The sequence below is a fragment of the Sphingobium sp. genome, assembly GCF_003248505.1.
GTDB lineage: Bacteria > Pseudomonadota > Alphaproteobacteria > Sphingomonadales > Sphingomonadaceae > Sphingobium.
This window is the reverse complement of record NZ_QFOA01000013.1, coordinates 40,778-63,127: the sequence shown is the minus strand read 5'-3', so window position 1 is coordinate 63,127 and position 22,350 is coordinate 40,778. Positions and strand designations below refer to the sequence as shown.

The window sequence follows — 22,350 nt, the reverse complement described above, 5'->3', positions numbered from 1 at the left end:
CAATACGGTCATGGAAGGCATGTCCGTTCAGGCGCGCGACGGCGCTACGATCAACGAACTGCTCTCCATCGCCAAAATGGCACTCGATCGATGGCCGGCTGCGGTGTGATGGTCGAAGCGTGCTCGTCCTCGGTGTTCTTGCAACAAGCCTCTGTCGATCTGCAGCAAAGCCCACTCCGACCGAAGTCCGCATGCCCAAATCATCATCCCATTCCGGGAGACCGCAGCGTTCGACAGGATTTTTGAACAGCCGCGGAAAGTTGTGACACCAAGTATCGATATTTATTTGTGCGTGGCGGGGATCTACCTATCCGCCTCGCTCGAACGAATAGCCGAACACATCTGATAGGATGAAAGCACATGAAACGCGTGACGCTGCCAGGCGGGGAAGTCGTTCCTTCAATGGGTCAAGGCACCTGGAAGATGGGCGAACGTGCCGAGCGGCGATCCGATGAGATCGCCGCGCTACGCGCCGGTGTCGAGTTGGGCCTGACGCTCATAGACACCGCCGAAATGTACGGCGACGGTGCGGCGGAAACGCTGATATGCGAGGCGCTGGGCAGCTTTCGCGACCAGTTGTTCCTCGTCAGCAAGGCATATCCGCAGAATGCATCGCGCTCCCGCCTTGCTGGTGCGTGCGAGGCGAGCCTGAAGCGGCTCGGCACCGATCGGCTCGACCTCTACCTTCTCCACTGGCGGGGATCGGTGCCGCTCACTGAAACAGTGGAGGCATTGGAGACGCTGAAATCGGCGGGAAAAATTCGGCACTGGGGTGTCAGCAACCTCGATACCGATGATATGGACGAGCTTGTCGCTGCCGGCGGGGGGGGCTGCGTGACCGATCAGATCCTTTACAATCTGGTCCGTCGGGGCCCCGAATTGGACCTTTTGCCTTGGCTCGCCGAGCACAAAGTGCCTGTCATGGCGTATAGTCCGGTCGAGCAGGGACGACTTTCTACGCACCCCGCTCTCGACAAAATTGCAGCCGAGGTTGGTGCAACCCCTGTGCAGGTCGCACTTTCCTGGACGTTGCGGCACGATGGCCTCATCGCCATCCCGAAAGCGAGTTCAGTCGCACATGTGCGGGAGAACCGCGCGGCCGCCGATATCGTTCTTTCCGATGCCCAACTTGCGACGCTCGACGCGGCATTTCCTAGGCCAGGCAACCGTCGTCCACTTGAAATGCTGTAGCGTCAGATGGCGATATTCTCTCTCGAAGGCACTGACGTGACCCGCGTGATAGTTGGCCGCATTGATGATAGAGCTACGTCGTGAAATCGGCGGAATGCATGGATCGGATCGGATTGTTTCCTGTGTTTCTCGCTTGACGATAGATCCCGAAAGTACGGTTTTTCGGGGCATCTCGGAAAAACCCAATAAATTCATAAGCCGGCCAATTTTCCAGGATGTATGACGGTATATCGCCGCAAGAAATATTTTTAATTGCTATATTTCAAGGATTTATGCTTTCAATCAATAATCGAGTGGGAATGATTCGGGACCGCCAGAGAGGCTGCAACGACGTCTACCGCTTGATGAGCGGCAGCGTCTATTCGTCGTCCCGTCCGAGCGCCTTTTATGCCTTCTCCAGCGTACACTGGAGCGGATGCTGGTTCTGGCGGGCGAAGTCCATCACTTGGTTCACCTTCGTTTCGGCGACTTCATAGCTGAAGATGCCACACACCCCGACTCCGCGCTGGTGGACATGCAGCATGACGCGGGTCGCTTCCTCCATGTCCATACGGAAGAAATTCTGAAGCACATGCACGACGAACTCCATCGGAGTATAGTCGTCGTTCAGCATCAGCACCTTGTAGAGAGAGGGCTTTTTCGTCCGCGCGCGGGTGCGCGTGGCGATGCCGACGCTGGGGCCGCCCGGCCCTTCGCCCTCATCATCTGAGTCGCGGTCTGCCATGCGGGCAGTCAGGGCCGAAACGGTGGTGCTGCTGATGTTCATGATGAGGGAGGATATGGCAATTCGCCCCGCCATGACAAGGGGCGGCAGCGCCGCTTGCCGCGTCCCGCCCCCCTATCGAAACAAGAACAAGGGTGCGCTTCCCCTATGGAAGCGCACCCTCGATTCAAACCCCGCTCAGGAAGGGTTTCAGGCGGCCAGCGACTTTACCTTGTCGGTGACGACGGTCACGCGCTCGGTCAGCGGCTGGGCGACATCGCCGGCCAGCTTGACCATCGCTTCGCTGTGACGCGCCGCTTCCTTGGTGAATTCGTCGAAGCTGCTGGAGAGGAGCTGCGACTGAAGCTGGAAGAATTCGGTCGGGGTCTTGACGGTCGAGAAGCTCTTCATCGACGCGGTCGCCTTCTCGAAGCTCTTGCGGGTATAGTCCACCGCTTCCTGACCGATCGATTCCATCGCCTTGGCAGCGATCTTGCCCGATTCGACCATAGCCTCGACATTGCCCTTGGCGATGTCGCTCAGTTCCTCGATCGCCTTGGTCGACTTTTCGACGTGCGCCTTGGTCTTCTGGTTGAAGTCGGCATAGGCGGTTTCGAACTTGGCCTTGGTGTCTTCCGCGAACTTCTTACCGTTTTCGATAACTTCGTTCATAATCTTGGTTCCTTCTGGGCCGGACAGCGGCTGGGTCGCAACGGGATCGGCCTGTTCCGGCAGGCTCTCTGTAATCGGGGTCGGAGCCACGGGCTCCGTGGGCGTGGGCAGCGCCTCCTGCGGTTCGGGCGCTGCATCGACCGCCGTTGTGGCGGCGATGGCTGCAACCGGCGTGGCGGGCTTTGCGGTCGTCGGGCGACGCGGCGGCCTTGCGGGCGTGCCGATTGCCGCTTCCGCAGCTTTCAGCGCTTCGCTCGCCGACAATGCGGGCGATCCGCTCTTATCACGCGGTCTGCGCCCAGATGCCTTGGGAGGAACTGCCATACCCATTCTCCGATTTGCTGCACTGCACAATAAAGCGTTTGCGGTCGTCGCGCAAGATGTTTTTGTGCACTGCAACAAAATCGAAACGAAGATACGAAATGCGCGGCTCAGCGTTGTCTGACGTAGCGTCCGGGCGCGTCCTCGATGGCCTTGAGCGATCCCTTCCCCGGGATGCGCGCGCCCTTCACCTTTACCATTTGCGGATCCAGCTTTTCGAGCCATTGCCGCCAGTCGGGCCACCAGCTGCCCTTCGTTTCCGTCGACGCTGCCAGAAATTCGTCGAGCGTGGCGTGGACGCCCTCTGACGACCAATATTGATATTTCATCGCGGCGGGCGGGTTCACCACGCCGGCGATGTGGCCGGATCCCGCCAGCAGGAACCGCACCGGTCCGCCCAGATGATGGGTGAGCTTCCACACGCTTCGCAGGGGCGCGATATGGTCCTCTCGTCCGGCCTGGACATAGGCGGGCGTCTTGACATTTCTCAGGTCGATGGGCGTACCGTCGACGCTGATCGCGCCCGGCTGCACCAACAGATTGTCACGATAAAGCTGCGTCAGGTAATCGCGATGCCAGCGCGCAGGCAGGTTGGTCGTATCGCCGTTCCAGTGGAGCAGGTCGAAGGGCGGGTAATCGTGCCCCAACAGATAATTGTTGACCACATAGTTCCAGATCAGGTCGCGCCCGCGCAGCAGGTTGAAGGTCGCGGCCATATAACGCCCGTCCAGAAAGCCGGACGACGACAACTGATCCACCAGTTTCATCTGCTCGTCATCGACGAAGAGGGTGAGGTCGCCCGCCTCGCTGAAATCCACTTGCGCCGTGAAGAAGGTCGCGCTCGCCACCTTGCCCGCCTCGCCCCGCGCGGCCAGCAGCGCCAGCGTCGCGGCGAGCGTCGTCCCGGCGACGCAATATCCGATGGCGTGGACGCTCTCCACTCCCAACAGGCCGCGCACCGTATCGATCGCGTCGACTTGCCCTTTCAGGATATAATCGTCCCAGACGAGGTCCTTCATCGATGCGTCGGCCGACTTCCACGACACCAGGAAGACGCTCAGCCCTTGGTCCACCGCCCATTTGACGAAGCTTTTTTCAGGCGAGAGATCGAGGATATAGAAGCGGTTGATCCACGGCGGAAAGATGACGAGCGGCGTCGCCAGCACCGTGTCGGTCGCCGGAGCATAATGGATCAACTGATAGAGCGGGGTTTCGTAAATCACCTTGCCCGGCGTCACCGCGATGTTGCGGCCCAGTTCGAACGCGGTGCCATCGGTATGCGTCAGCTGCCCCTTCTGGATGTCGGCGAACATGTGCTTGAGGCCGGTGACCAGATTTTCGCCCCCGCTCTCGATCGTCTTCTGCACGACCTGCGGGTTCATCAACGGAAAGTTGCTGGGCGCCATCGCGTCAACGATGCCGCCGGTGGCAAACCGCAGCTTCGCCTTCTGTTTGGGGTCCACACCGTCGACCGCGTCGGCCACCTGCATCAGATAGTCGGACACCAGCAGATAGCTCTGCCGGATGAGGTCGTAGAAAGGATGTTCGGTCCAGGCGGGATCGGCAAAGCGCCGGTCGCGACGCGCGGCGGGGCTGTCGGCAGGCGCAGGCTCGGCCCGTTCGCGCAGCAACCCGCCCGAATCGAGGAAACGCCGCCACAGCGCCATCCCCTCGTCGGCGAAGCTGCTCTGGATGCGGGCGATGGCCTGCGGGTCGAAGGGCGGGCTCTGGCCGGTGGCGTTCGCCGCCTGCTCCAGTATCAATTGCTGGGCGCGGCCGATGACCTGCGTCCATTGCTGCATATCCTCCAGCGTCGGCAGGTGCGGCTCCATGACGTCGTTCTTCTCCATGGCCACTCTCCTTTTGCTGGCGTTCGCACGCGCGCCGCTTTCGCTGGCGCGTCCCCCACCGGCGGGTTATAGCCGGAATGTGACGCGCCCACGGCGCGGTACGCACTATTCCTTACCGAGAGCTTCGAGGAAAGCCCCTATAATGTCCGAAGAATTCTATCGCATGAAGCGTCTGCCGCCCTATGTCATCGCCGAAGTCAATGCGATGCGCGCGGCCGCCCGTGCGGCGGGAGAGGACATCATCGACCTTGGCATGGGCAATCCCGACCTGCCGCCGCCCGATCACGTGATCGCGAAACTGATCGAAGTCGCGCAAAAGCCGAGCGCGCACGGCTATTCGCAATCGCGCGGCATCCCTGGTCTGCGCAAGGCGCAGGCCAACTATTACGGTCGCCGTTTCGGCGTGGACATCGATCCCGATACCGAAGTGGTTGTCACCATGGGATCGAAAGAGGGGCTCGCCAGCCTCGCGACCGCGATCACCGAACCGGGCGACGTGGTGCTGGCCCCCAATCCCAGCTATCCCATCCACACCTTCGGCTTCATCATCGCGGGCGCGACGATCCGTTCGGTGCCCACGACGCCGGACGAAAATTATTTCCGCTCGCTCGACCGCGCCATGGCCTTCACCGTGCCGCGCCCGTCGATCCTGGTCGTCAACTATCCGTCCAATCCGACCGCCGAAACGGTCGACCTCGCTTTCTATGAACGGCTGGTCGCGTGGGCGAAGGAGAACAGGGTCTGGGTACTGAGCGACTTGGCCTATTCCGAACTTTATTATGACGGCAATCCCACGCCCTCCATCCTTCAGGTGCCCGGCGCAAAGGATGTGGCGATCGAATTCACCTCGCTCAGCAAGACTTATTCGATGGCGGGGTGGCGCATGGGGTTTGCCGTGGGCAACCGCAAGCTCATCGCGGCGATGACACGGGTCAAATCCTATCTCGATTATGGCGCGTTCACCCCGATTCAGGCAGCCGCGTGCGCCGCGCTGAACGGCCCGCAGGATATCGTCGAAAAGAACAGGCAACTCTATCATAAGCGCCGCGACGTGCTGGTCGAAAGCTTCGCGCGCGCGGGGTGGGACATTCCGCCCGCACGCGCATCGATGTTCTGCTGGGCGCCGCTGCCACCCGCGCTCAAGGACATGGGCAGCCTAGAATTTTCCAAGCAACTTCTCACCCACGCCAAGGTCGCGGTTGCGCCGGGCGTCGGCTACGGCGAGGATGGCGAAGGTTTCGTGCGCATCGCCATGGTCGAGAATGAGCAGCGGCTGCGGCAGGCCGCGCGCAACATCAAGCAATATCTCAAGTCGATGGGCATCAATACGCCTTCGTCCAAAGGCGCGGCCTGACCCGCCCGTTGCGAGACGCGCGATGAAGGAAAACCGCGAGCGATGACAGACGCCGCATGATGATCCCCCTGCCCCAGGTCAGCCAGGTGGCGCAGACCATCCAGCTCGCCCTTGCGCCGGTGTTCCTGCTCGCGGGCATCGGCGCGTTCCTCAACGTGTGCGTCAGCCGCCTCGCGCGCGTGATCGACCGCGCCCGTGCGGTCGAACCGCTGGTGCTGACCACGCGCGGCAAGGAACATGATCGCATGGTCGCCGAAATCCGCGTGCTCGACCGGCGGATGAGCGTGGTCAACGGCGCGATCTTCCTGTCTGTATCCTCTGCCTGCGCGGTCTGCCTCGTCGTCATCCTGCTCTTCGCCGGCAACCTGTTCGGTGCGCATCTGGGCACGCCGGTCGCGATTCTCTTCAGCCTGGCCATGGTGCTTCAGGCAGTCGCCTTCGCGACCTTCATCCAGGAAATCCGCCTCGCCTCGCGCACCATCCACATCCGCAACGAAGTGCTCTACCATCAGGCGGAGGAAGAGGAGGCGGGGACGCCATGACCCGTTTCACCGTCAACGACCGCCCCGTGCAATATCGCATGGATCCGGACACACCGCTGCTCTGGGCGCTGCGCGACGCGTCCAACCTCACCGGGACCAAATATGGCTGCGGTACCGGCGATTGCGGCGCGTGCACGGTCGATATCGACGGCGAAGCGATCCGCTCCTGCCAGGTCACCATCGGCAAGACCGAGGGCCGCTTCGTCACCACGATCGAAGCGCTTTCGCCCGATCGCGGCCATCCGCTGCAACAGGCGTTCGCGGCCGACAATGTGTCGCAATGCGGCTATTGCGTCCCCGGTGTCATCATGGCGGCATCCGTTCTACTACGCCGGACCAGCAACCCTTCGGATGAGCAGATCGACGCTGCCATCACCAACATCTGCCGGTGCGGCATCTATCCCCGCCTGCGTGGCGCGATCCAGCGGGCGGGCCGCATCATGCGCGGCGAGGAACGGGTTGCCGCCGCGCCGCCCCCCGGCATCGCGCCGGAAGAGGCCGCCCGCACGGTTCCCGCCCTCGGTCGCCCCACGCCTCCGCCCAAGCGGTGATGGGGTCCGCCAGCCGAACTGCCGTCAGCCCGGCTGCACCATCGGAGCGAGCGCCTGCGCCAGCGTAGCGCCGGAATAGGGCTTTTTCACCAGCGTCACTGTCGTGAACCGCGCCGGCAGGTCGAGGCCGTCGCCATAGCCTGTAGCGAACAGAAACGGGATGCCCCGTTCGGTCAGCAGGTCCGCGACCGGCAGGCTGCTTTCCGACCCCAGGTTGAAATCGAGGACCGCGATGTCCACCGTCCCGCCCTCGATCGCATCCCGCGCCCGCGCGACGTTGGATGCTGTCAGCACTTCGGCGCCCAGATCGCGCAAAGCATCCTCGCCATCCATCGCAATGATCATATTATCCTCGACCAGCAGCACGGACCGCCCCTTGAGCAGGCCGGGCGGCACCGCCGCAACCGGCTTGGGACGTTCGCCCTCCATCAGGTCGGGCAGCACCGATACGACATGGCGCGACGGAATGCAGAAATGCGCTTCGATCCCCGCCAGCCGATAATGGATTTCGGCATGGCCGCCCAGATCGTAAGGAATGGATCGTTCGACCACCGTCGACCCGAAACCGCGCCGCGTAGGCGCGACCACCGCAGGGCCGCCGCTTTCGATCCAGTCGATCAGCAGGCTGCCATCCTCGTCCACCCGCCATTCGATGCTGACGGTTCCGCTATCCGACAAAGCGCCATATTTGGCCGCATTGGTCAGCATCTCGTGGATCACCAACGCCAGCACCGTGAAGCATCCGGGCGTCAGCAGCACATTGGGTCCGGTCAGACGCACCCGGTCGCGCCGGACACCCAGATAGGCGCCCGCCTCCACCTCGATCAGATCGTAGAGCCGCGCCGGGCTCCACCGGTCCGCCGTGATCTGGTCATGCGCGCGGGCGAGCGCGTGGATACGGCTTTCCAGCGTGCCGATGAAATCCTCGACCGAAAGCGCGCTGTCCTTCGTCTGGGATACGAGCCCCCGGATCAGCGACAGGATGTTGCGCACCCGGTGATTGAGTTCGGCGATCAGCAGTTCCTGCTTTTCCTGCGCGCGCTGTCGTTCCGCGTCCGCCGAGTCGGACAGCCGCAACACCACCTCCAGCAACGCGGTGCGCAGCGCTTCGGCGACGCGCAATTCGGCGGGGGTAAAGGGTTTGGCCGTGCCCTGCACGATCTGCGACCAGGCTTCGAAACTCTTGCGCGGTGTCAGGCGCGGGCCGTTGGGGCCGTATTCGATCGCCTTTTCCTGATTGCCCGCCCAGCGCACCGACCGCAGTTGTTCGGCCCGGAACAGCACCACATAGTCGCGGGGCCGCCGGGACAGCGGAATGGCGAGCAGCCCTGCGGTACGGTCGGCATAGCCCGCCGCCTCGGGAATCGCGTCGGTCAGGCGGTCGGTCGTATAGACCTGCCCCGCCGCGGCGCGGTTCAGCATCGCGACGATCGCGGCGAAGGCGGGCTCGTCCGGGGTCAGTCCCGACAGCGTCATCTGCCCGTCGATATAGACGCCCACGCCGTCGGCCGGAATCGTGTCGAAAATGATGTCGCCCATCCAGCGCGCGTTGGTCAGCAGGTCATGGTCCTGCGCCACCGCCGCCAGCAGCCGGTCCGCCACCTGCCGCGACCGGCCTTCATACGCTGCCGTTTCGGCCCGCTCGCGGCTCTCCAGCATCATGGAAAAGATCTGGCCGAACAGCTCCGCCGCGCTTCGCTGTGCAAAAGTCGGCAGGCGCGGGCCATAATGATGGCAGGCGAACAGGCCCCAGAGCCGCCCTTCGACGACGATGGAGATGGAAAGCGAAGCCCCGACGCCCATGTTGCGCAGATATTCGATGTGGATCGGCGATACCGCGCGCGTCAGGCATAGCGACATGTCGAGCGCCGAGCCGAACGGGTCGAGCTGCGGCACCACCGGCACGGGCGTCGCATCGACATCGGCGATGATCCGAAAAATGTTGCGAAGGTAGAGCGCACGCGCCTGCGCGGGGATGTCGGACGCGGGGTAATGCAGCCCGAAGAAGCTTTCGATCCCCGGGCGCAAGGCTTCGGCCACCACTTCGCCATCGCCTGTGCCCGCAAACCTGTAGACCATCACCCGGTCGAACCCGGTGAGCGCCCGCACCTGCCGCGCACCGTCGCGCAGGAAGGCGGAGATGCCTTCGACTTGCCCCAGCCGCGCGACCATGGATCGCACGGTGCTGCTCGCCTCCATCTCGTCATGGCTGGCGGGCTCCGCCTCGATCACCACCAGAGGCCCCGCAAAATGCACCGCCACGTCGAACACCGCGCCGCCCTCGATCAGCGCGAGCGAAAAGATCCGCTCCACCGAATCGGGGCCACGCAACAGGGTGATGCGGTTGCGCAGCGTATGGATCGCCTCGGGGGACAGCATCCCCACGATCGGCTGGCCCAGCATATCGTCGGGTGAAAGGCCTATGAATTCGGCGCTGTTCGCCGATACCCGCGCGACGAGCCAGTCGGCGGTCAGCGCCACCAGGAAACCGAAGGGCTGCACCATGCCCAGCACGTGGATGGGCTCGCGGTCGCAGTGGGTGAGGTCGACCGGCTCGGTCGGGGGCGCGCCGTTGCGTTCAGGCACGGATGGCCGTCCGTTCCGCCTCGCCGGCTTGCGCGAACAGGGCGAAGGCGGCCCGAGCGCCCTGCACGGCGTCCTCCAGCCAGCCTTCGCCGCCTTCCGTCGCCGCGCTGTCGAGCGCGCGCTGGAAGGCTACCCATTCGCCTTTGTCGTGGGCGGCGGACAGATAGGCACGCGGCAATCCGTCCCCCACTTGCCGCGCCAGCATCGCCCCGCCCAGGCGCGATCCCTCCAGCGCATAGCGGATGCCCCACAACGCCCCGTCGCTGCGCGCATCGGGTTGCGGCAGGGGCGCGGGAAGCGCGGCTCCCAGCGCAGCCAGGTCCTGCGCCAACAGCGGCTGACGCGGTTGCGCGGGCGCGACAGCGGCTTCCAGCGGTGCCAGCACACGGGCATGGGCCGTCAGGAAGGCACGATAGGCTTCGCGCGTATCGAGCGAGAAATCAGCGTAGATGGTATCGACCCTGCGATGGTCTGCCATCGTGGCATCGCGCAGGGCCATACGGACATGGCCGACAGTAGAGGCAGCGTTCACACATCGTTCCTACAAGCAGCTACCGCAAAAATCCTTGATCTGCATCAGCTTTCCTGGCGGAAAAGCCCATGGCGAACGATGATGCGACATAGAGTTGGCTTGTGTCGCGTTCGTTGTCCAAAGTAAATGGGACGCTCCATTTCTTTCGCATCGCTGACGAACGGGTTCAGCGTCTCGACATGGCGGGGCTTATAAAAGGCTTCTATCGGTGGCAGCGTGCCCCCGGCCGAGGATGAAAGACGATGCTGAGGAAGATGATCTTGGCGGGAATGATGACCGCCTCCGTTCTGGGCGGCATCACACCCGCCCTTGCGCAGCACGAACAGCCACGCGGCGAACGCCCCGGTGGCGGCGAGCGGGGTCCACGATTCGAAAGGGGGCCGCGCGGCGACGCCGTCGGCCAGGGCTTGCATCGGCCCGATCCCGGCGCGAACTGGCAGGGCCGCAATCCCGAGCGGACCGAACGCCCCGCCGGGCAACCTGGGCCCGCGGGCTGGCAGCGCGGCGGCCCCCGCCCCTTCGACAACGGCCTTCGCGACCGTCCGATCGCTCCGCCCCGCGACTGGACCGGCGCGCAGCGCCCGCCGCAGCCGGACTGGCGAAACGATCGACGGGACGACCGCCGCGACTGGCGTGGGGAGCGCCGCAACGACTGGCGCGACAACCGGCGCGGCTGGAATGGCGGCAACTGGAACAATGGCGCTTGGAATAACGGCGGGTGGAACGGGCGCGACCGCGATTGGAGCCATCGCCTCGACGACCGCGCGCGGTGGAGCGACCAGCGCCGTTGGGACAATGGCTGGCGTCAGGATCGTCGCTATGACTGGCAGGGCTATCGCGCCCGCTACGGCGACCGCTACCGCATCGGCCGCTATTATGCGCCGAGCGGCTGGGGCTATGGCTATCAGCGTTTCTCGATAGGCATCTATCTCAACAGCATGCTGTACGGGAACAGCTACTGGCTCGACGATCCCTACAGCTACCGCCTGCCGCCCGCCTACGGCACATTGCGCTGGATACGCTATTATGACGATGCGCTGCTCGTCGACGTGCGCGACGGCTATGTGGTCGACGCGATCCACAATTTCTTCTGGTGATTGCCGCTTCCTGAACTGGCCTTCAGGAACCACTGGCCCCGGTGCGGTGACGCGCCGGGGCCTTTTCATGCACGCCCCCCTTGTGGCAGGAGGCGCATCATGACGGAACCGATCGACGATGGCGGCATCGCCTCGCCCGCGCGCGCGGCTTTCGGCGACAGCGTGCGCCGCAAGCTCGACCGCAACCCCATGGTCAGCCGCATCGATGCGCCGGACCTTGAAATCTACGGGCGGCAGAATTTCCTGTCGGCGGAGGAATGCGCGGAAATGCGCACGCTGATCGACGCCAGCGCCCGCCCCTCGACGCTGTTTTCCGGCAGCGCCAATGCCGATTATCGCACCAGCCACAGCGGCAACCTGTCGCCATGGAACCCGCTGGTGGAGGCAGTTACCCATCGCATCTGCGCGCTCACCGGCCTGCCCGCCAGCCATGGCGAAACGCTTCAGGGACAACGCTATACCCAAGGTCAGGAATATCGCGTCCATTGCGACTATTTCCCCGCCCATGCGGATTACTGGCAGGCGATGCGCCGCACCGGCGGTCAGCGCACATGGACCGCGATGATCTACCTCTCCCCGGTCGAGGCGGGGGGCGAAACGCATTTCCCCCAGTGCGAATTCATGATCCCCCCGGTCGAGGGCATGATCCTGCTATGGAACAACATGGCCCGCGACGGCGCGCCCAACCGCTTCAGCCTGCACGCCGCCCGACCGGTGGAGCGCGGCACCAAATATGTCGTCACCAAATGGTTTCGCGAGCGCCCCTGGGGCTGACCGTCCCATCCGGTTACACTTTGCGACATAAATGACTGGAGGCTGACGGTGCCATTCCCGGAACGTTCAGTCTGGATGCGGCATATCGGTCTTCGTTGACGCAGATGTCTCCATCGGCGTCGCACAGAATGGGAGAACAGATATGCCTAGCATGCGTAAAATGATCGTCGTCGGCCTGCTGGCCGCCACAGCGGTCCCCAGTGTCGCTTCCGCCCAGTCCTATGGCGAAGCCCGCCGCAGCGAGCAGCGCCTGCGCGAGGAGCAGCGCGACTTGCGCCAGGCGGAGCGCTATGGTGACCGCCGCGACGTGCGCGAAGCCCGGCAGGACGTGCGCGAGGCCCGTCGCGAAGCGCGCGACGACTGGCGCGACTATCGCCGCGACCATCGCGACGTCTATCGCGCCGGTCGCTGGAACGCGCCGTTCCGCTACAATCAGTGGAACGTCGGCGCGACGCTTCGCCCCAATTATTATGCGCCGCGCTATTATATCAGCGACCCCTATCGCTATCGCCTGCGCGCGCCGGGCCGCGACCTGCGCTGGGTCCGCCACTATAACGACGTGCTGCTGGTGAACGTCCGCAACGGTCGCGTTCTCGAAGTCAATCGTGGCTTTTTCTGGTAAATTTCCCAAAGAAAACGGCCCGGAGCGGTGACGCACCGGGCCGTTTTGCTATCCCCGCCTTGGCCGCGCCGCCCGTTTCCGGGCGGGCGCGGCCGATGACGCACGCTCTACAGCGCGCCACCAGTCCGAAAGGGGGGGTGGACCGATTCGCGAACGTTCCACCTGGCGAATGGTTCCTCCCGCATCACGTCAGGACGCCAGCGCCTGCGCGATCAGCTTCCGGCTGTTCTCGACACCGTAGAGCGCGATGAAACTCCCCATGCGCGGTCCCTGATCGGCGCCGAGCAGGGTCTGGTAGAGCGCCTTGAACCAGTCCCGCAATTCGGCAAAGCCGAACGCTTCGTCCTTGCCGATGGCGTAGACGATATTCTGGATATCCTCCGCCGACGCATCCTGCGGCAATGCCGCCAGTTCCGTGTCCAGCTGCCGGAGCGCCGCCGCCTCGTTCGCCTCGGGCGCGCGGCGCTTGAGCGTCGGCGCGACGAAATCGCGATGATAGGCGAGCGCGTGACCGATCAGCGCGTCGAGTTCGGGGTAGGTTTCGGCGCTCGCGCCCGGCACATAATTCTGAAGATAGCTCCACACCTGATCGCGGCTGGCGTCGCCCATCACGCCGACCAGATTCAGGAGCAGCCCGAACGTCACCGGCAACTCACCCTGCGGCAGGTGGCCGTCGTGGATGTGATGCACCGGGTTGCCCAGCTGCTGCTCGATCGCCTGGCGAGGGTAATTGGCGCGGAACTGCCAATATTCGTCCACCGCGCGCGGGATGACGCCCATGTGCAGTTGCTTCGCCTTCTTGGGCTCGCGATAGGCGTAGAAGGCGAGGCTCTCCTGCGGACCGTAGGTCAGCCATTGTTCGAGGCTGAGGCCGTTGCCCTTGGACTTCGAAATCTTCTCGCCCTTCTCGTCGAGGAACATTTCGTAGTTGAACCCTTCGGGCGGACGCCCGCCCAGCGCCTTGCAGATTTTGGACGACTGGGTGACGGAATCGATGAGATCCTTGCCCGCCATTTCATAATCGACGCCCAGCGCATACCATCGCATCGCCCAGTCGACCTTCCATTGCAGCTTTGCGCCACCCGACAGGATCGACTGCTCGACGATGTCCCCGTCATCCTCGAACCGCACGATCCCCGCCTGCGCGTCGATCACCTCCACCGGCACCTGAAGGACGATGCCGCTCCTGGAACTGATCGGCAGAATAGGGGAATAGGTCGCCTGCCGTTCCTTGCGCAGCGTGGGCAGCATGATGTCCATGATCGCCTGATAGCGCCGCAGCACCTGCCGCAGCGCGTCGTCGAACGCCCCCGCCCGATAGCGTTCGGTGGCCGACACGAATTCATATTCGAACCCGAACCGGTCGAGGAATTCGCGCAGCATCGCATTGTTGTGATGGGCGAAACTCTCGAACTTCCCGAACGGATCGGGCACCTGGGTCAGCGGCTTGCCCAGATGCTGCGCCAGCATCGCCTGGTTGGGGACGTTATCGGGCACCTTGCGCAGCCCGTCCATGTCGTCGCTGAACGCCACCAGCCGCGTCGGGATGTCCGACAGCGCGTGATAGGCGTTGCGCACCATCGTCGTGCGCAGCACTTCGTTGAACGTGCCGATATGCGGCAGGCCCGACGGGCCATAGCCCGTTTCGAACAGGATATGCCCCTTGTCCGGCGCGCCGTTGGGATAGCGCTTCAAAAGCTTGCGCGCTTCCTCGTAGGGCCAGGCCTTGGACGCGGTAGCAGCGGTGCGGAGCATATCGGATAATGTCATAGCGCCATCCCCGTAGCTTTTTGCGCCGATAAAGAAAACGGTGTTCGCAGCCTTGAAAGCGCGTTAGTTTCGGCTCCGAATTTAAACATTCTTAACTTTGGTCTTTGATAATCGCTCGCGATAGGAGGCGATATGCAAGTCAAGCGGAGCCGCGAGCGGGTCGCCGTAGACATCCCCGTCGTGGTGACGACGGTGCTGGACAGCCTGGAAGGCACGATCGTCGACCTGACGGAGGGCGGCGCGCAGATCGTCGGCTGCTCGCTGCCGCCGCGCTCGCAATGCCAGATCGACGTCGATGGCTACACTGTGTTCGGCACCGTGCAATGGTCGGAACAGGACCGCATGGGCATCCGCTTCCCGTTCCTGCTGAGCGACGGCCCCCTGTTCGACCATCTGGAAGCCGCGCGCGCGCCAAGCCGCACGGCACAGCCTATGCAGCCTCGCCCGTTGACATCCCCGCCCATGGGTGGATTTGGCCGCCGGATCAATTGACCTGTCGCCTTTTGCGGTTTTCCTTTTGTTCCGCCTCGCCTAGATCGGCGATGTGATCGATCCATCTGCCCTGCCCGCCCTTCACGCCAGCCATGGCGGCATCTGGTTGCGCGAAGGCGGCCATACCCAGGGGCTAGCGAAGGGGCAGGCGATTGCCCGCGCCGCCGAAACCCCGGTGCTGTTGCTGAACGCGCCGCTCACCGGGCAACGCCTGGGATATCCCGAACTCAATGGCCTCGACCTGCTCGAACTTTGGGCCTTCCTGCACCCCGCCCGCTTTCTGGTGCCCACGCCCAAGGGGCTGGCACAGGCGCTGGGCCTGCCTGTGCCCGCCGCCGAATCGGATATTCCCGCGCTGCTTCAGCAGGCTGCCACCGCGATGCTCGACCGGCTGGAGACCCCCGACTGGGCCGAGCGTGAGGGCGCATGGACCGCCGCCCATTCGCTCCATCGCCTGCGGTGGTCATGGTCGCCGCTGGTCGCGCCGCGCATCGCCCGCCCGCGCGAGGCGGAACGCTGGTTGTTTTCCAAGCTCCCCGAATGGGAGGAGGGGCAGCCCCGCCCCGCCCCCCGCACCGTCAGCCTGAACGAAGACGATGTGCTCGCCCGGCTCGACGCGCTGACCGGCGCGCGGGCCGAACCGCGCCCGGGGCAGCGCGCCTATGCCGCCGCCGCGTCCACCGCCTTCCGCCCGCGCAGCCATCGCGACCAACCCAACATGCTGCTTGCCGAAGCGGGCACCGGTATCGGCAAGACGCTGGGCTATCTCGCGCCCGCTTCGCTATGGGCGGGGGAGGCGCAGGGCACCGTCTGGGTTTCCACCTATACCAAGGCGCTGCAACGCCAGCTCGACCGCGAATCGCTCCGCCTCTTTCCCGATCCCGCTCTCGCCGCGCGGCGGGTCGTCGTACGCAAGGGGCGGGAAAATTATCTCTGCCTGCTGAACCTGGAAGACGCGCTGCAAGGCGGCTTTACCGGGCGGGCCGCGATCCTGGCGCAACTGGTGGCGCGCTGGGCGGCGTTCAGCAAGGATGGCGACATGGTGGGCGGCGACCTGCCCGGCTGGCTGCCGACGCTTTTCCGCCGCAACGGGTCGACCGCGCTCACGGACCGGCGCGGCGAATGCATCTATGCCGGCTGCCCCCACTATCGCAAATGCTTCATCGAGCGGTCGGCGCGGGCGAGCGCGGACGCCGATATCGTCATCGCCAATCACGCCCTGGTCATGATCAACGCAGCCCGCGGGCGGGAAACCGGGCAGCGGCCCCAGCGCATCATCTTCGACGAAGGGCATCACCTGTTCGATGCGGCCGATTCGACCTTTTCCGTGGCACTGTCCGGGCAGGAGGCGATTGAGCTGCGCCGCTGGATCATGGGACCGGAAAACGGATCGCGCGGCCGCCGACGGGGTCTGGGTGCGCGGCTTTCCGACATGGCGAGCTATGACGAGGAAGGCGGTCAGGCGATCCGCGCCGCCATTGATGCCGCGCAGGCGCTGCCCGCCGACGATTGGCTGAAACGTGTGGTAGCGGGCGAACCCTTCGGTCCGCTGGAAGCGCTGCTTTGCGCCGTGCGCGGCACCGTCTACGCCCGCGCCGCCGATAGCGGGGAGGCGGACGCTGGCTATGGCCTCGAAACCGAACTCGCCGAACCCGACGGCGCACTGGTGGAGGCCGCGCACGACGCCGCGCTCGCACTCGACGCGCTCATCAAACCGCTCGTCCGCCTCGCCCGCAGGCTGGAAGCGGTGATCGAGGATGCGCCCGACTGGCTCGACGGCCCGGCCCGCGCCCGGATCGAAGGGGCGGTCGCCTCGCTGGGCTGGCGGCGCGACCTGATCGCCGCGTGGCTGGCGCTCCTCGCCCGGATCGGCGGTCCGGCGGATCCCGATTTCGTCGACTGGATGACCGTCGACCGGGTCGAGGGACGTGAGTATGACATCGGCATCCATCGTCACTGGCTCGACCCCACGCGTCCGCTCGCCGAAACGGTGCTGAAGCCGGCGCAGGGCGTGATCGTCACATCCGCGACGCTGAAAGGCGGGGGCGAATGGGACAATGCCGCCGCGCGCAGCGGCGCTGTCCACCTGCCCCACGGCGCGGAGCGGTTCGAAGCGGCAAGCCCCTTCGACTATCCCGACCGCGCCGAAGTGTTGATCGTGACCGACATCAAGCGGGGCGACATCGCCGCTCTGTCGGGCGCCTATGCCCGGCTCATCGAAGCGGCGGGCGGCGGAACGCTCGGCCTGTTCACCGCCATCCGGCGACTGCGCGCCGTCCATGCCCGCATCGCCGACCGGCTGGCGCGCGCCGGATTGCCGCTCTACGCCCAACATGTCGATCCGATGGATACCGGCACGCTCGTCGATATCTTTCGCGACGATCCGCGCGCCTCGCTGCTCGGCACCGATGCGCTGCGCGACGGGGTGGACGTGCCCGGCCATTCCCTTCGCCTCGTGGTGATGGAAGGCGTGCCGTGGTCGAAGCCCACCGTGCTGCACGCGGCGCGGCGACTCGCGGGTGGGGGCAATGCCTATGACGACCGCCTCATCCGGGCGCGGCTCGCTCAGGCGTTCGGCCGCCTCATCCGCCGCGCCGAGGACCGGGGCCAGTTCGTCATCCTGTCCGCCGCGATGCCCAGCCGCCTGCTCACCGCCTTTCCGCCCGGAACGCCGGTCCGCCGCCTGACGCTGGACGAGGCGATCATCGCGGTCAGCGGTCCGCTGCGCGATCAATCGCTTGGCGCACCGTCCGCTTTGGGGCATCAGGGAAGCGAATCCGGCCTGCCGTAACGGAGAGTGAGTTGAAGCGCCTGACCCTGTTGCGCCACGCAAAGTCGGACTGGGACGATCCCGTCGCGCGGGACTTCGACCGCCCTTTGAACCGGCGCGGCGAAAAAGCGGCCCGCCTGATGGGCGATCACGCCGCGCGCAGGGGGATGCATTTCGACAGGCTCGTCGCGTCGCCTGCCGTGCGCGTAGTGCAGACGCTCGATACCTTTCTCGCGAGCCTGGGCGAAGCGCTCGAACCCCATTGGGACCGGCGCATCTATCTTGCATCCTCCTCGACGCTGATGGACGTGGTGCGGGATCTGCCCGACAGCGCGCAAAGCGTCCTGATGGCCGGGCATAATCCAGGGTTCGAGGACCTGATCCTCGACCTCGTGCCCGAAAACGCCGACAACAAGCTGCGCGAGGATGTGGAAGTCAAGTTTCCGACCGCAAGCCTTGTCGTACTCGATCTTGCCATCGACCGGTGGGCGGAGGCGAGCGAGAATGGCGCGACGCTCGTCAGCTTCACCCGTCCGCGCGACCTCGACCCCGCGCTCGGCCCCGAAACCCGCCGATCTGAGGCCCGCTAGGCGGCAAACGCGTCCGTCGCCCGGATCAGCGCGTCCAATATGCCCGGCTCGTTGAAGGCATGGCCTGCCCCCTCGATCATCTCGAACCGCGCCTGCGGCCAGGCGCGATGGAGCGCCCATGCGGTTTCGGCGGGGCAGGCCATGTCGTAACGGCCCTGCACGATGACGCCCGGCACCCGTGCCAGTCGCCCCGCTTCCCGCAGCAACTGCCCATCCTCCATCCAGCCACCATGCGTGAAATAATGATTCTCGATCCGCGCGAAGGCCAGTGCGAAATCGTCCGCATCATGGCTTGCGGAAAGCGCCGGGTCGGGCAGCAGGCGCACCGTCTCCCCCTCCCACACGCTCCACGCCCGCGCCGCCGCGACCTGCGCCGCGCGATCCGCACCGGTCAGGATATGGCGATACGCCGCGACCAGATCGCCACGCTCTCCCGGCGGAATGGGCGCGACGAACCGTTCCCATTTGTCGGGATAGATGCGGCTCGCGCCCTCCTGATAATACCAGTCGATTTCGCTCTTGCGGATGGTGAAGATGCCGCGCAGCACCAGTTCGGTGACCCTCTCGACATGCGCCTGCGCATAGGCAAGCGCCAGCGTCGATCCCCAGCTGCCGCCGAACACCAGCCATGCGTCCACGCCCGCCATCGCCCGCAGCCGTTCGATGTCGGCGACCAGATGCCAGGTGGTGTTCGCCTCCAGGCTCGCATGCGGGGTCGATCGACCGCATGCCCTCTGGTCGAACAGCAGCACGTCATACCGCGCCGGATCGAACAGACGCCGATGATCGGGCGAAATGCCGCCCCCCGGTCCGCCATGCAGAAAAACGGCGGGCTTCGCGCCCGGCGTGCCGACGCGCTCCCAATAGATGCTGTGGCCGTCGCCAACGTCGAGATGGCCGCTGGCATAAGGGTCGATCGGGGGATAAAGCGTGCGCATTCCCGACTTGTAGCATCCCTTCGCCGCGCGGTTCAGCCCCGTTGATACAGATTGCGACAAATCGCTGTCCGCCCTGCCAACATCCTGCGACAAGTCGCGGTTAAGGGAGAGGGGTATGTTCAAGACCTTTGGGGGGTTTCCTTGCGCCGATCCGCGACCATAATGATGCTGCCTTTCCTCCTGGGCGTCGCGCCCCGCGCCCTTATGGCGCAGGAGCAGCCCCGTAGCCCCGCGGCCGCGCCCCAGCCGGTGGAGGAAGACGAGATCGTCGTAACCGGACAGCCGCAGCGCGGCGCGGTGATCGGCGACGTGCAACCCGAACAGCAACTCTCCTCCGCCGACATCCGCGCGCTCGGCGTCACCTCCATCGCCGATATCGTCAGCGAGCTTTCGCCCCAGACCAACGGCACGCCGATCATCCTCCTCAACGGCAAGCGCATATCCAGCTTCGCCGAAATCCGCGACATCCCGTCCGAAGCGGTCGCGCGCATCGACATCCTGCCCGAACAGGTGGCGCTCTCATACGGCTACGCGCCCACGCAAAAGGTGCTGAACGTCGTACTGCGCCAGCGTTTCCGTGCTGAAACCGCCGAGTTGGAAGGCGGCACCACGACACAGGGCGGGCGCGAAAGCGGACAGGCGCAGGGCGGAATCCTGCGCATCCGGGGCGACAACCGCTTCACCCTCAACCTCGAATATAGCCGCGCCGCGAACCTTCTAGAAAGCGAACGTGGGATCGTCCCCACCGCGCCCGCCCGCCCCTTCGCGCTGGGCGGCAACATCGCCTCCACCATGCGCGGGGCGGCCATCGATCCCGCCTTGTCCGCTCTTGCAGGGCAACCTGTCACTATCGCCGCCGTCCCCGCCGGCGCCACAAGCGCCATGCCCACGCTTGCCAGCTTCCTGCCCGGTGCGAACGCGGCGGCGGTCAGCGACATCACAGACTATCGCACGCTCAGCCCCGCGACCGAGAATATCTCGGCCAACGCCACGCTGGCACGCGCGCTGGGCGGCGTATCGGCGACGATCAACGGACGCATCGAATTGTCCGACAGCGATTCGCTTCAGGGCCTGCCGACCACCGCCCTGACCCTGCCCGCCGGCAATCCCTTCTCCCCCTTCGCCGCGCCGGTAACGCTCTATCGCTATCTGGAACAGGGCGGTGCGCTCGGCCAGGGCATCCGGGGCACGACCGGGCATGTCGGGCTGACGCTGAACGGCCAGTTCGGTCGAGGGTGGATGTGGTCCTTCACCGGCAATGGCGACCTGTCGATCACCCGCACCCGCACCGATCGCGGTTTCGCATCGGGGGGCGTGCAGGCGGCGCTCGACGCCGGTGACGCGGCGCTCAATCCCTATGGCGACTTGCCCCCGGCGCTGCTGGGAACGCGCCTCGCCGACACCGCCCGTGCGAAAAGCCAGGCTTTGCAGGGCGATTTCCTCGTCAGCGGATCGCCCTTCACCCTGCCTGCGGGCAAAGTTACGACTTCGATCCGGGTCGGCGCATCGGCCAACGGCTTTGAAAGCCGTTCGGTGCGCGGCGGGATCGAAAGCGGCAACGACTATAGCCGGGAGATCGGCAGCGGCCAGATCAGCGTCGACCTGCCGCTCACCAGCCGGTCGAGGGGCGTGCTGGGCGCGGTGGGCGATATCGGCGTCAACCTGAATGCAGCGGCGCAGCATTATTCGGACTTTGGCACGCTTTCGACGCTGGGCTATGGCCTGCGCTGGCAGCCGGTCGGGGCCATCCAGATTCTGGCGTCGGCAAATCAGGACCGCGCCGCCCCCACCGGATCGCAGATCACCGATCCGCTGATCGCCACGCCCGGCGTCACCGTCTTCGACTATCGCACCGGGCAAAGCGCCTTCGTCACGCAACTGTCGGGTGGCAACGCGGCCCTGTCGGAAAGCGTGCGCGACCAGTTTCGCCTCAGTGCCACGATCAAGCCGTTCGAAAAGCCCAATCTCACGCTCACCGCCACTTATCTCAACAGCCGCACGCGCAACCCCATCGCCGCCTTCCCCACCCCCACCCCGGCGCTGGAGGCGGCATTCCCGCAACGTTTTCTGCGCGACGCGGACGGCACCCTGCTTCAGATCGACGCGCGCCCGCTCAATTTCCTGCGCGCGCAGAGCGAACAGCTACGCTGGGGCTTCGACCTGTCGATTCCGTTGAAATCGCATATCCAGAAAGTCGTCGAAGCCTGGCGCGCCGCAGGCGCAAAGCCCGAAGACCGGCCCAAGGAGCTGGACGATATCCGCGCCGCCTTCTCCCGCGGGCGGCCGCAAGGCGGGACGCCGGACGGCGCAACGCCGCCCCCGCCTCCACCGGGCGGCGGAAATGCCGCCGGCCCGGGGCCGCGCGGACCGGATGGATCGGGCGGTGGGCGACCGGGCGGCGGCTTCGGCGGTCCGGGCGGCTTCGGCGGTCCGGGCGGCTTTGGCGGCGGGCGCGGCGGCGGCGGTGGCGGACGCCTCAGCTTCAGCCTCTACCACACCTGGCATTTCACCGAATCGATCCTGATCGCGCCGGGCGTCGCACCGCTCAACCTGCTGGACGGCGACGCGACCGGATCGTCGGGCGGCCAACCCCGTCACGAGCTTCAGGCGCGCATCGGCTACACCAACAACGGTCTGGGCGCGCGGCTCGGCGTCGACTGGGAAAGCGGCACCCATGTCGACGGTGCGCTGGGCGGCGCGTCGCGGCTCGACTTCGGCAGCCTCGCTACCGCCAACCTGCGCCTGTTCGCCAACTTCACGCAAATGCCCGCGCTGATGAAGCAGGTGCCGTTTCTGCGCGGCGCGCGGATATCGATAGGCATCGACAACCTGTTCAACCAGCGGCGCACGGTGACCGATGCGACCGGCCTTACTCCGCTGCGCTATCAGCCGGGTTATCTCGATCCGGAAGGTCGCACGATATCGATCAGCTTCCGCAAGCTCTTTTTCCCGAACTTCGCGGGCGCACGGCGCTAGCGCAACGATCCAGCGGGAG

General features: G+C 65.2%; 18 protein-coding genes. 11 read left to right on the top strand and 7 right to left on the bottom strand.

The window, feature by feature from the left end:
* Positions 1 to 360 precede the first annotated feature (360 nt).
* The gene (locus DI606_RS07515) at positions 361 to 1,191 is read left to right on the top strand and encodes an aldo/keto reductase (RefSeq protein WP_202408261.1); all 831 of its coding nucleotides are present in this window, start codon (positions 361 to 363) and stop codon (positions 1,189 to 1,191) included.
* A 385-nt stretch (positions 1,192 to 1,576) separates the two neighbouring features.
* Here the strand turns inward: DI606_RS07515 and clpS are convergent, their stop codons facing one another.
* The 3 genes from clpS to DI606_RS07500 all read right to left on the bottom strand — a co-directional run bounded on the left by clpS (position 1,577) and on the right by DI606_RS07500 (position 4,737).
* Positions 1,577 to 1,915, bottom strand: coding sequence for an ATP-dependent Clp protease adapter ClpS (gene clpS, locus DI606_RS07510; RefSeq protein WP_293981101.1), 339 nt, complete (start codon positions 1,913 to 1,915; stop codon positions 1,577 to 1,579).
* A 189-nt stretch (positions 1,916 to 2,104) separates the two neighbouring features.
* Entirely contained in the window at positions 2,105 to 2,890 is a 786-nt protein-coding gene (locus tag DI606_RS07505) for a phasin family protein (protein WP_293981086.1), read from the bottom strand.
* 107 nt (positions 2,891 to 2,997) lie between these two features.
* On the bottom strand, positions 2,998 to 4,737 hold the full coding sequence (locus tag DI606_RS07500; protein ID WP_293981084.1) for a class I poly(R)-hydroxyalkanoic acid synthase: 1,740 nt from the start codon (positions 4,735 to 4,737) through the stop codon (positions 2,998 to 3,000).
* A gap of 142 nt (positions 4,738 to 4,879) precedes the next feature.
* Here DI606_RS07500 and DI606_RS07495 point away from each other — a divergent pair, with 142 nt between their 5' ends.
* The 3 genes from DI606_RS07495 to DI606_RS07485 are packed head-to-tail and all read left to right on the top strand — an operon-like array spanning position 4,880 to position 7,184.
* Positions 4,880 to 6,091: an LL-diaminopimelate aminotransferase gene (locus tag DI606_RS07495; RefSeq protein WP_293981082.1), complete on the top strand. Its 1,212-nt coding sequence runs from the start codon at positions 4,880 to 4,882 to the stop codon at positions 6,089 to 6,091.
* A 59-nt stretch (positions 6,092 to 6,150) separates the two neighbouring features.
* Entirely contained in the window at positions 6,151 to 6,633 is a 483-nt protein-coding gene (locus DI606_RS07490; protein ID WP_293981098.1) for a DUF2721 domain-containing protein, read from the top strand.
* Positions 6,630 to 7,184 (top strand): (2Fe-2S)-binding protein, encoded by a 555-nt coding sequence (locus DI606_RS07485; protein WP_293981079.1) that lies wholly within the window; start codon positions 6,630 to 6,632, stop codon positions 7,182 to 7,184. The genes DI606_RS07490 and DI606_RS07485 overlap by 4 nt, the downstream gene beginning before the upstream one ends.
* Before the next feature lie 24 nt (positions 7,185 to 7,208).
* Here the strand turns inward: DI606_RS07485 and DI606_RS07480 are convergent, their stop codons facing one another.
* Together DI606_RS07480 and DI606_RS07475 are read right to left on the bottom strand one after the other, a co-directional pair.
* A complete protein-coding gene (locus DI606_RS07480) occupies positions 7,209 to 9,770 on the bottom strand; it encodes an HWE histidine kinase domain-containing protein (RefSeq protein WP_293981076.1) in 2,562 nt (853 codons plus the stop codon).
* Complete coding sequence (locus DI606_RS07475; protein WP_293981096.1) at positions 9,763 to 10,248, bottom strand: biliverdin-producing heme oxygenase; 486 nt, start codon at positions 10,246 to 10,248, stop codon at positions 9,763 to 9,765. Before DI606_RS07475 ends, DI606_RS07480 begins: the two co-directional genes overlap by 8 nt.
* Positions 10,249 to 10,544: 296 nt before the next feature.
* Between DI606_RS07475 and DI606_RS07470 the strand changes: the two genes are divergently transcribed.
* From DI606_RS07470 to DI606_RS07460, 3 genes are all read left to right on the top strand, one after another.
* Positions 10,545 to 11,399 (top strand): RcnB family protein, encoded by an 855-nt coding sequence (locus tag DI606_RS07470; protein ID WP_293981073.1) that lies wholly within the window; start codon positions 10,545 to 10,547, stop codon positions 11,397 to 11,399.
* Between the two features lie 99 nt (positions 11,400 to 11,498).
* Positions 11,499 to 12,173, top strand: coding sequence for a 2OG-Fe(II) oxygenase (locus DI606_RS07465; protein ID WP_293981070.1), 675 nt, complete (start codon positions 11,499 to 11,501; stop codon positions 12,171 to 12,173).
* Between the two features lie 151 nt (positions 12,174 to 12,324).
* On the top strand, positions 12,325 to 12,795 hold the full coding sequence (locus tag DI606_RS07460; RefSeq protein WP_293981067.1) for an RcnB family protein: 471 nt from the start codon (positions 12,325 to 12,327) through the stop codon (positions 12,793 to 12,795).
* Positions 12,796 to 12,984: 189 nt separating this feature from the next.
* On the opposite strand, the gene DI606_RS07455 is transcribed toward DI606_RS07460, so the two are convergent.
* The gene (locus tag DI606_RS07455; protein WP_293981064.1) at positions 12,985 to 14,565 is read right to left on the bottom strand and encodes a lysine--tRNA ligase; all 1,581 of its coding nucleotides are present in this window, start codon (positions 14,563 to 14,565) and stop codon (positions 12,985 to 12,987) included.
* Positions 14,566 to 14,697: 132 nt separating this feature from the next.
* On the opposite strand from DI606_RS07455, the gene DI606_RS07450 reads away from it, so the two are divergent.
* Genes DI606_RS07450 through DI606_RS07440 form a run of 3 tightly spaced genes read left to right on the top strand, consistent with a single transcriptional unit; the run spans position 14,698 to position 18,417 of the window.
* On the top strand, positions 14,698 to 15,057 hold the full coding sequence (locus tag DI606_RS07450) for a PilZ domain-containing protein (RefSeq protein WP_293981061.1): 360 nt from the start codon (positions 14,698 to 14,700) through the stop codon (positions 15,055 to 15,057).
* A gap of 52 nt (positions 15,058 to 15,109) precedes the next feature.
* Positions 15,110 to 17,848: an ATP-dependent DNA helicase gene (locus DI606_RS07445; protein WP_293981058.1), complete on the top strand. Its 2,739-nt coding sequence runs from the start codon at positions 15,110 to 15,112 to the stop codon at positions 17,846 to 17,848.
* 11 nt (positions 17,849 to 17,859) lie between these two features.
* Entirely contained in the window at positions 17,860 to 18,417 is a 558-nt protein-coding gene (locus DI606_RS07440; RefSeq protein ID WP_293981055.1) for a histidine phosphatase family protein, read from the top strand.
* Here DI606_RS07440 and pip read toward each other — a convergent pair.
* Complete coding sequence (gene pip, locus DI606_RS07435; protein ID WP_293981094.1) at positions 18,414 to 19,355, bottom strand: prolyl aminopeptidase; 942 nt, start codon at positions 19,353 to 19,355, stop codon at positions 18,414 to 18,416. The two genes, DI606_RS07440 and pip, sit on opposite strands and share 4 nt — an antisense overlap.
* Before the next feature lie 162 nt (positions 19,356 to 19,517).
* Between pip and DI606_RS07430 the strand changes: the two genes are divergently transcribed.
* Positions 19,518 to 22,331 carry a TonB-dependent receptor gene (locus tag DI606_RS07430; protein ID WP_293981052.1) on the top strand — a complete coding sequence of 938 codons (2,814 nt, stop codon included), beginning with the start codon at positions 19,518 to 19,520 and terminating at the stop codon, positions 22,329 to 22,331.
* Positions 22,332 to 22,350 lie beyond the last annotated feature (19 nt).

Coding starts and splice junctions, on each gene's coding strand:
- DI606_RS07515 (WP_202408261.1), top strand. CDS start 361: ATGAAACGCGTGACGCTGCCAGGCGGGGAAGTCGTTCCTTCAATGGGT.
- clpS (WP_293981101.1), bottom strand. CDS start 1,915: ATGGCAGACCGCGACTCAGATGATGAGGGCGAAGGGCCGGGCGGCCCC.
- DI606_RS07505 (WP_293981086.1), bottom strand. CDS start 2,890: ATGGCAGTTCCTCCCAAGGCATCTGGGCGCAGACCGCGTGATAAGAGC.
- DI606_RS07500 (WP_293981084.1), bottom strand. CDS start 4,737: ATGGAGAAGAACGACGTCATGGAGCCGCACCTGCCGACGCTGGAGGAT.
- DI606_RS07495 (WP_293981082.1), top strand. CDS start 4,880: ATGTCCGAAGAATTCTATCGCATGAAGCGTCTGCCGCCCTATGTCATC.
- DI606_RS07490 (WP_293981098.1), top strand. CDS start 6,151: ATGATCCCCCTGCCCCAGGTCAGCCAGGTGGCGCAGACCATCCAGCTC.
- DI606_RS07485 (WP_293981079.1), top strand. CDS start 6,630: ATGACCCGTTTCACCGTCAACGACCGCCCCGTGCAATATCGCATGGAT.
- DI606_RS07475 (WP_293981096.1), bottom strand. CDS start 10,248: ATGGCAGACCATCGCAGGGTCGATACCATCTACGCTGATTTCTCGCTC.
- DI606_RS07470 (WP_293981073.1), top strand. CDS start 10,545: ATGCTGAGGAAGATGATCTTGGCGGGAATGATGACCGCCTCCGTTCTG.
- DI606_RS07465 (WP_293981070.1), top strand. CDS start 11,499: ATGACGGAACCGATCGACGATGGCGGCATCGCCTCGCCCGCGCGCGCG.
- DI606_RS07460 (WP_293981067.1), top strand. CDS start 12,325: ATGCGTAAAATGATCGTCGTCGGCCTGCTGGCCGCCACAGCGGTCCCC.
- DI606_RS07455 (WP_293981064.1), bottom strand. CDS start 14,565: ATGACATTATCCGATATGCTCCGCACCGCTGCTACCGCGTCCAAGGCC.
- DI606_RS07450 (WP_293981061.1), top strand. CDS start 14,698: ATGCAAGTCAAGCGGAGCCGCGAGCGGGTCGCCGTAGACATCCCCGTC.
- pip (WP_293981094.1), bottom strand. CDS start 19,355: ATGCGCACGCTTTATCCCCCGATCGACCCTTATGCCAGCGGCCATCTC.
- DI606_RS07430 (WP_293981052.1), top strand. CDS start 19,518: ATGATGCTGCCTTTCCTCCTGGGCGTCGCGCCCCGCGCCCTTATGGCG.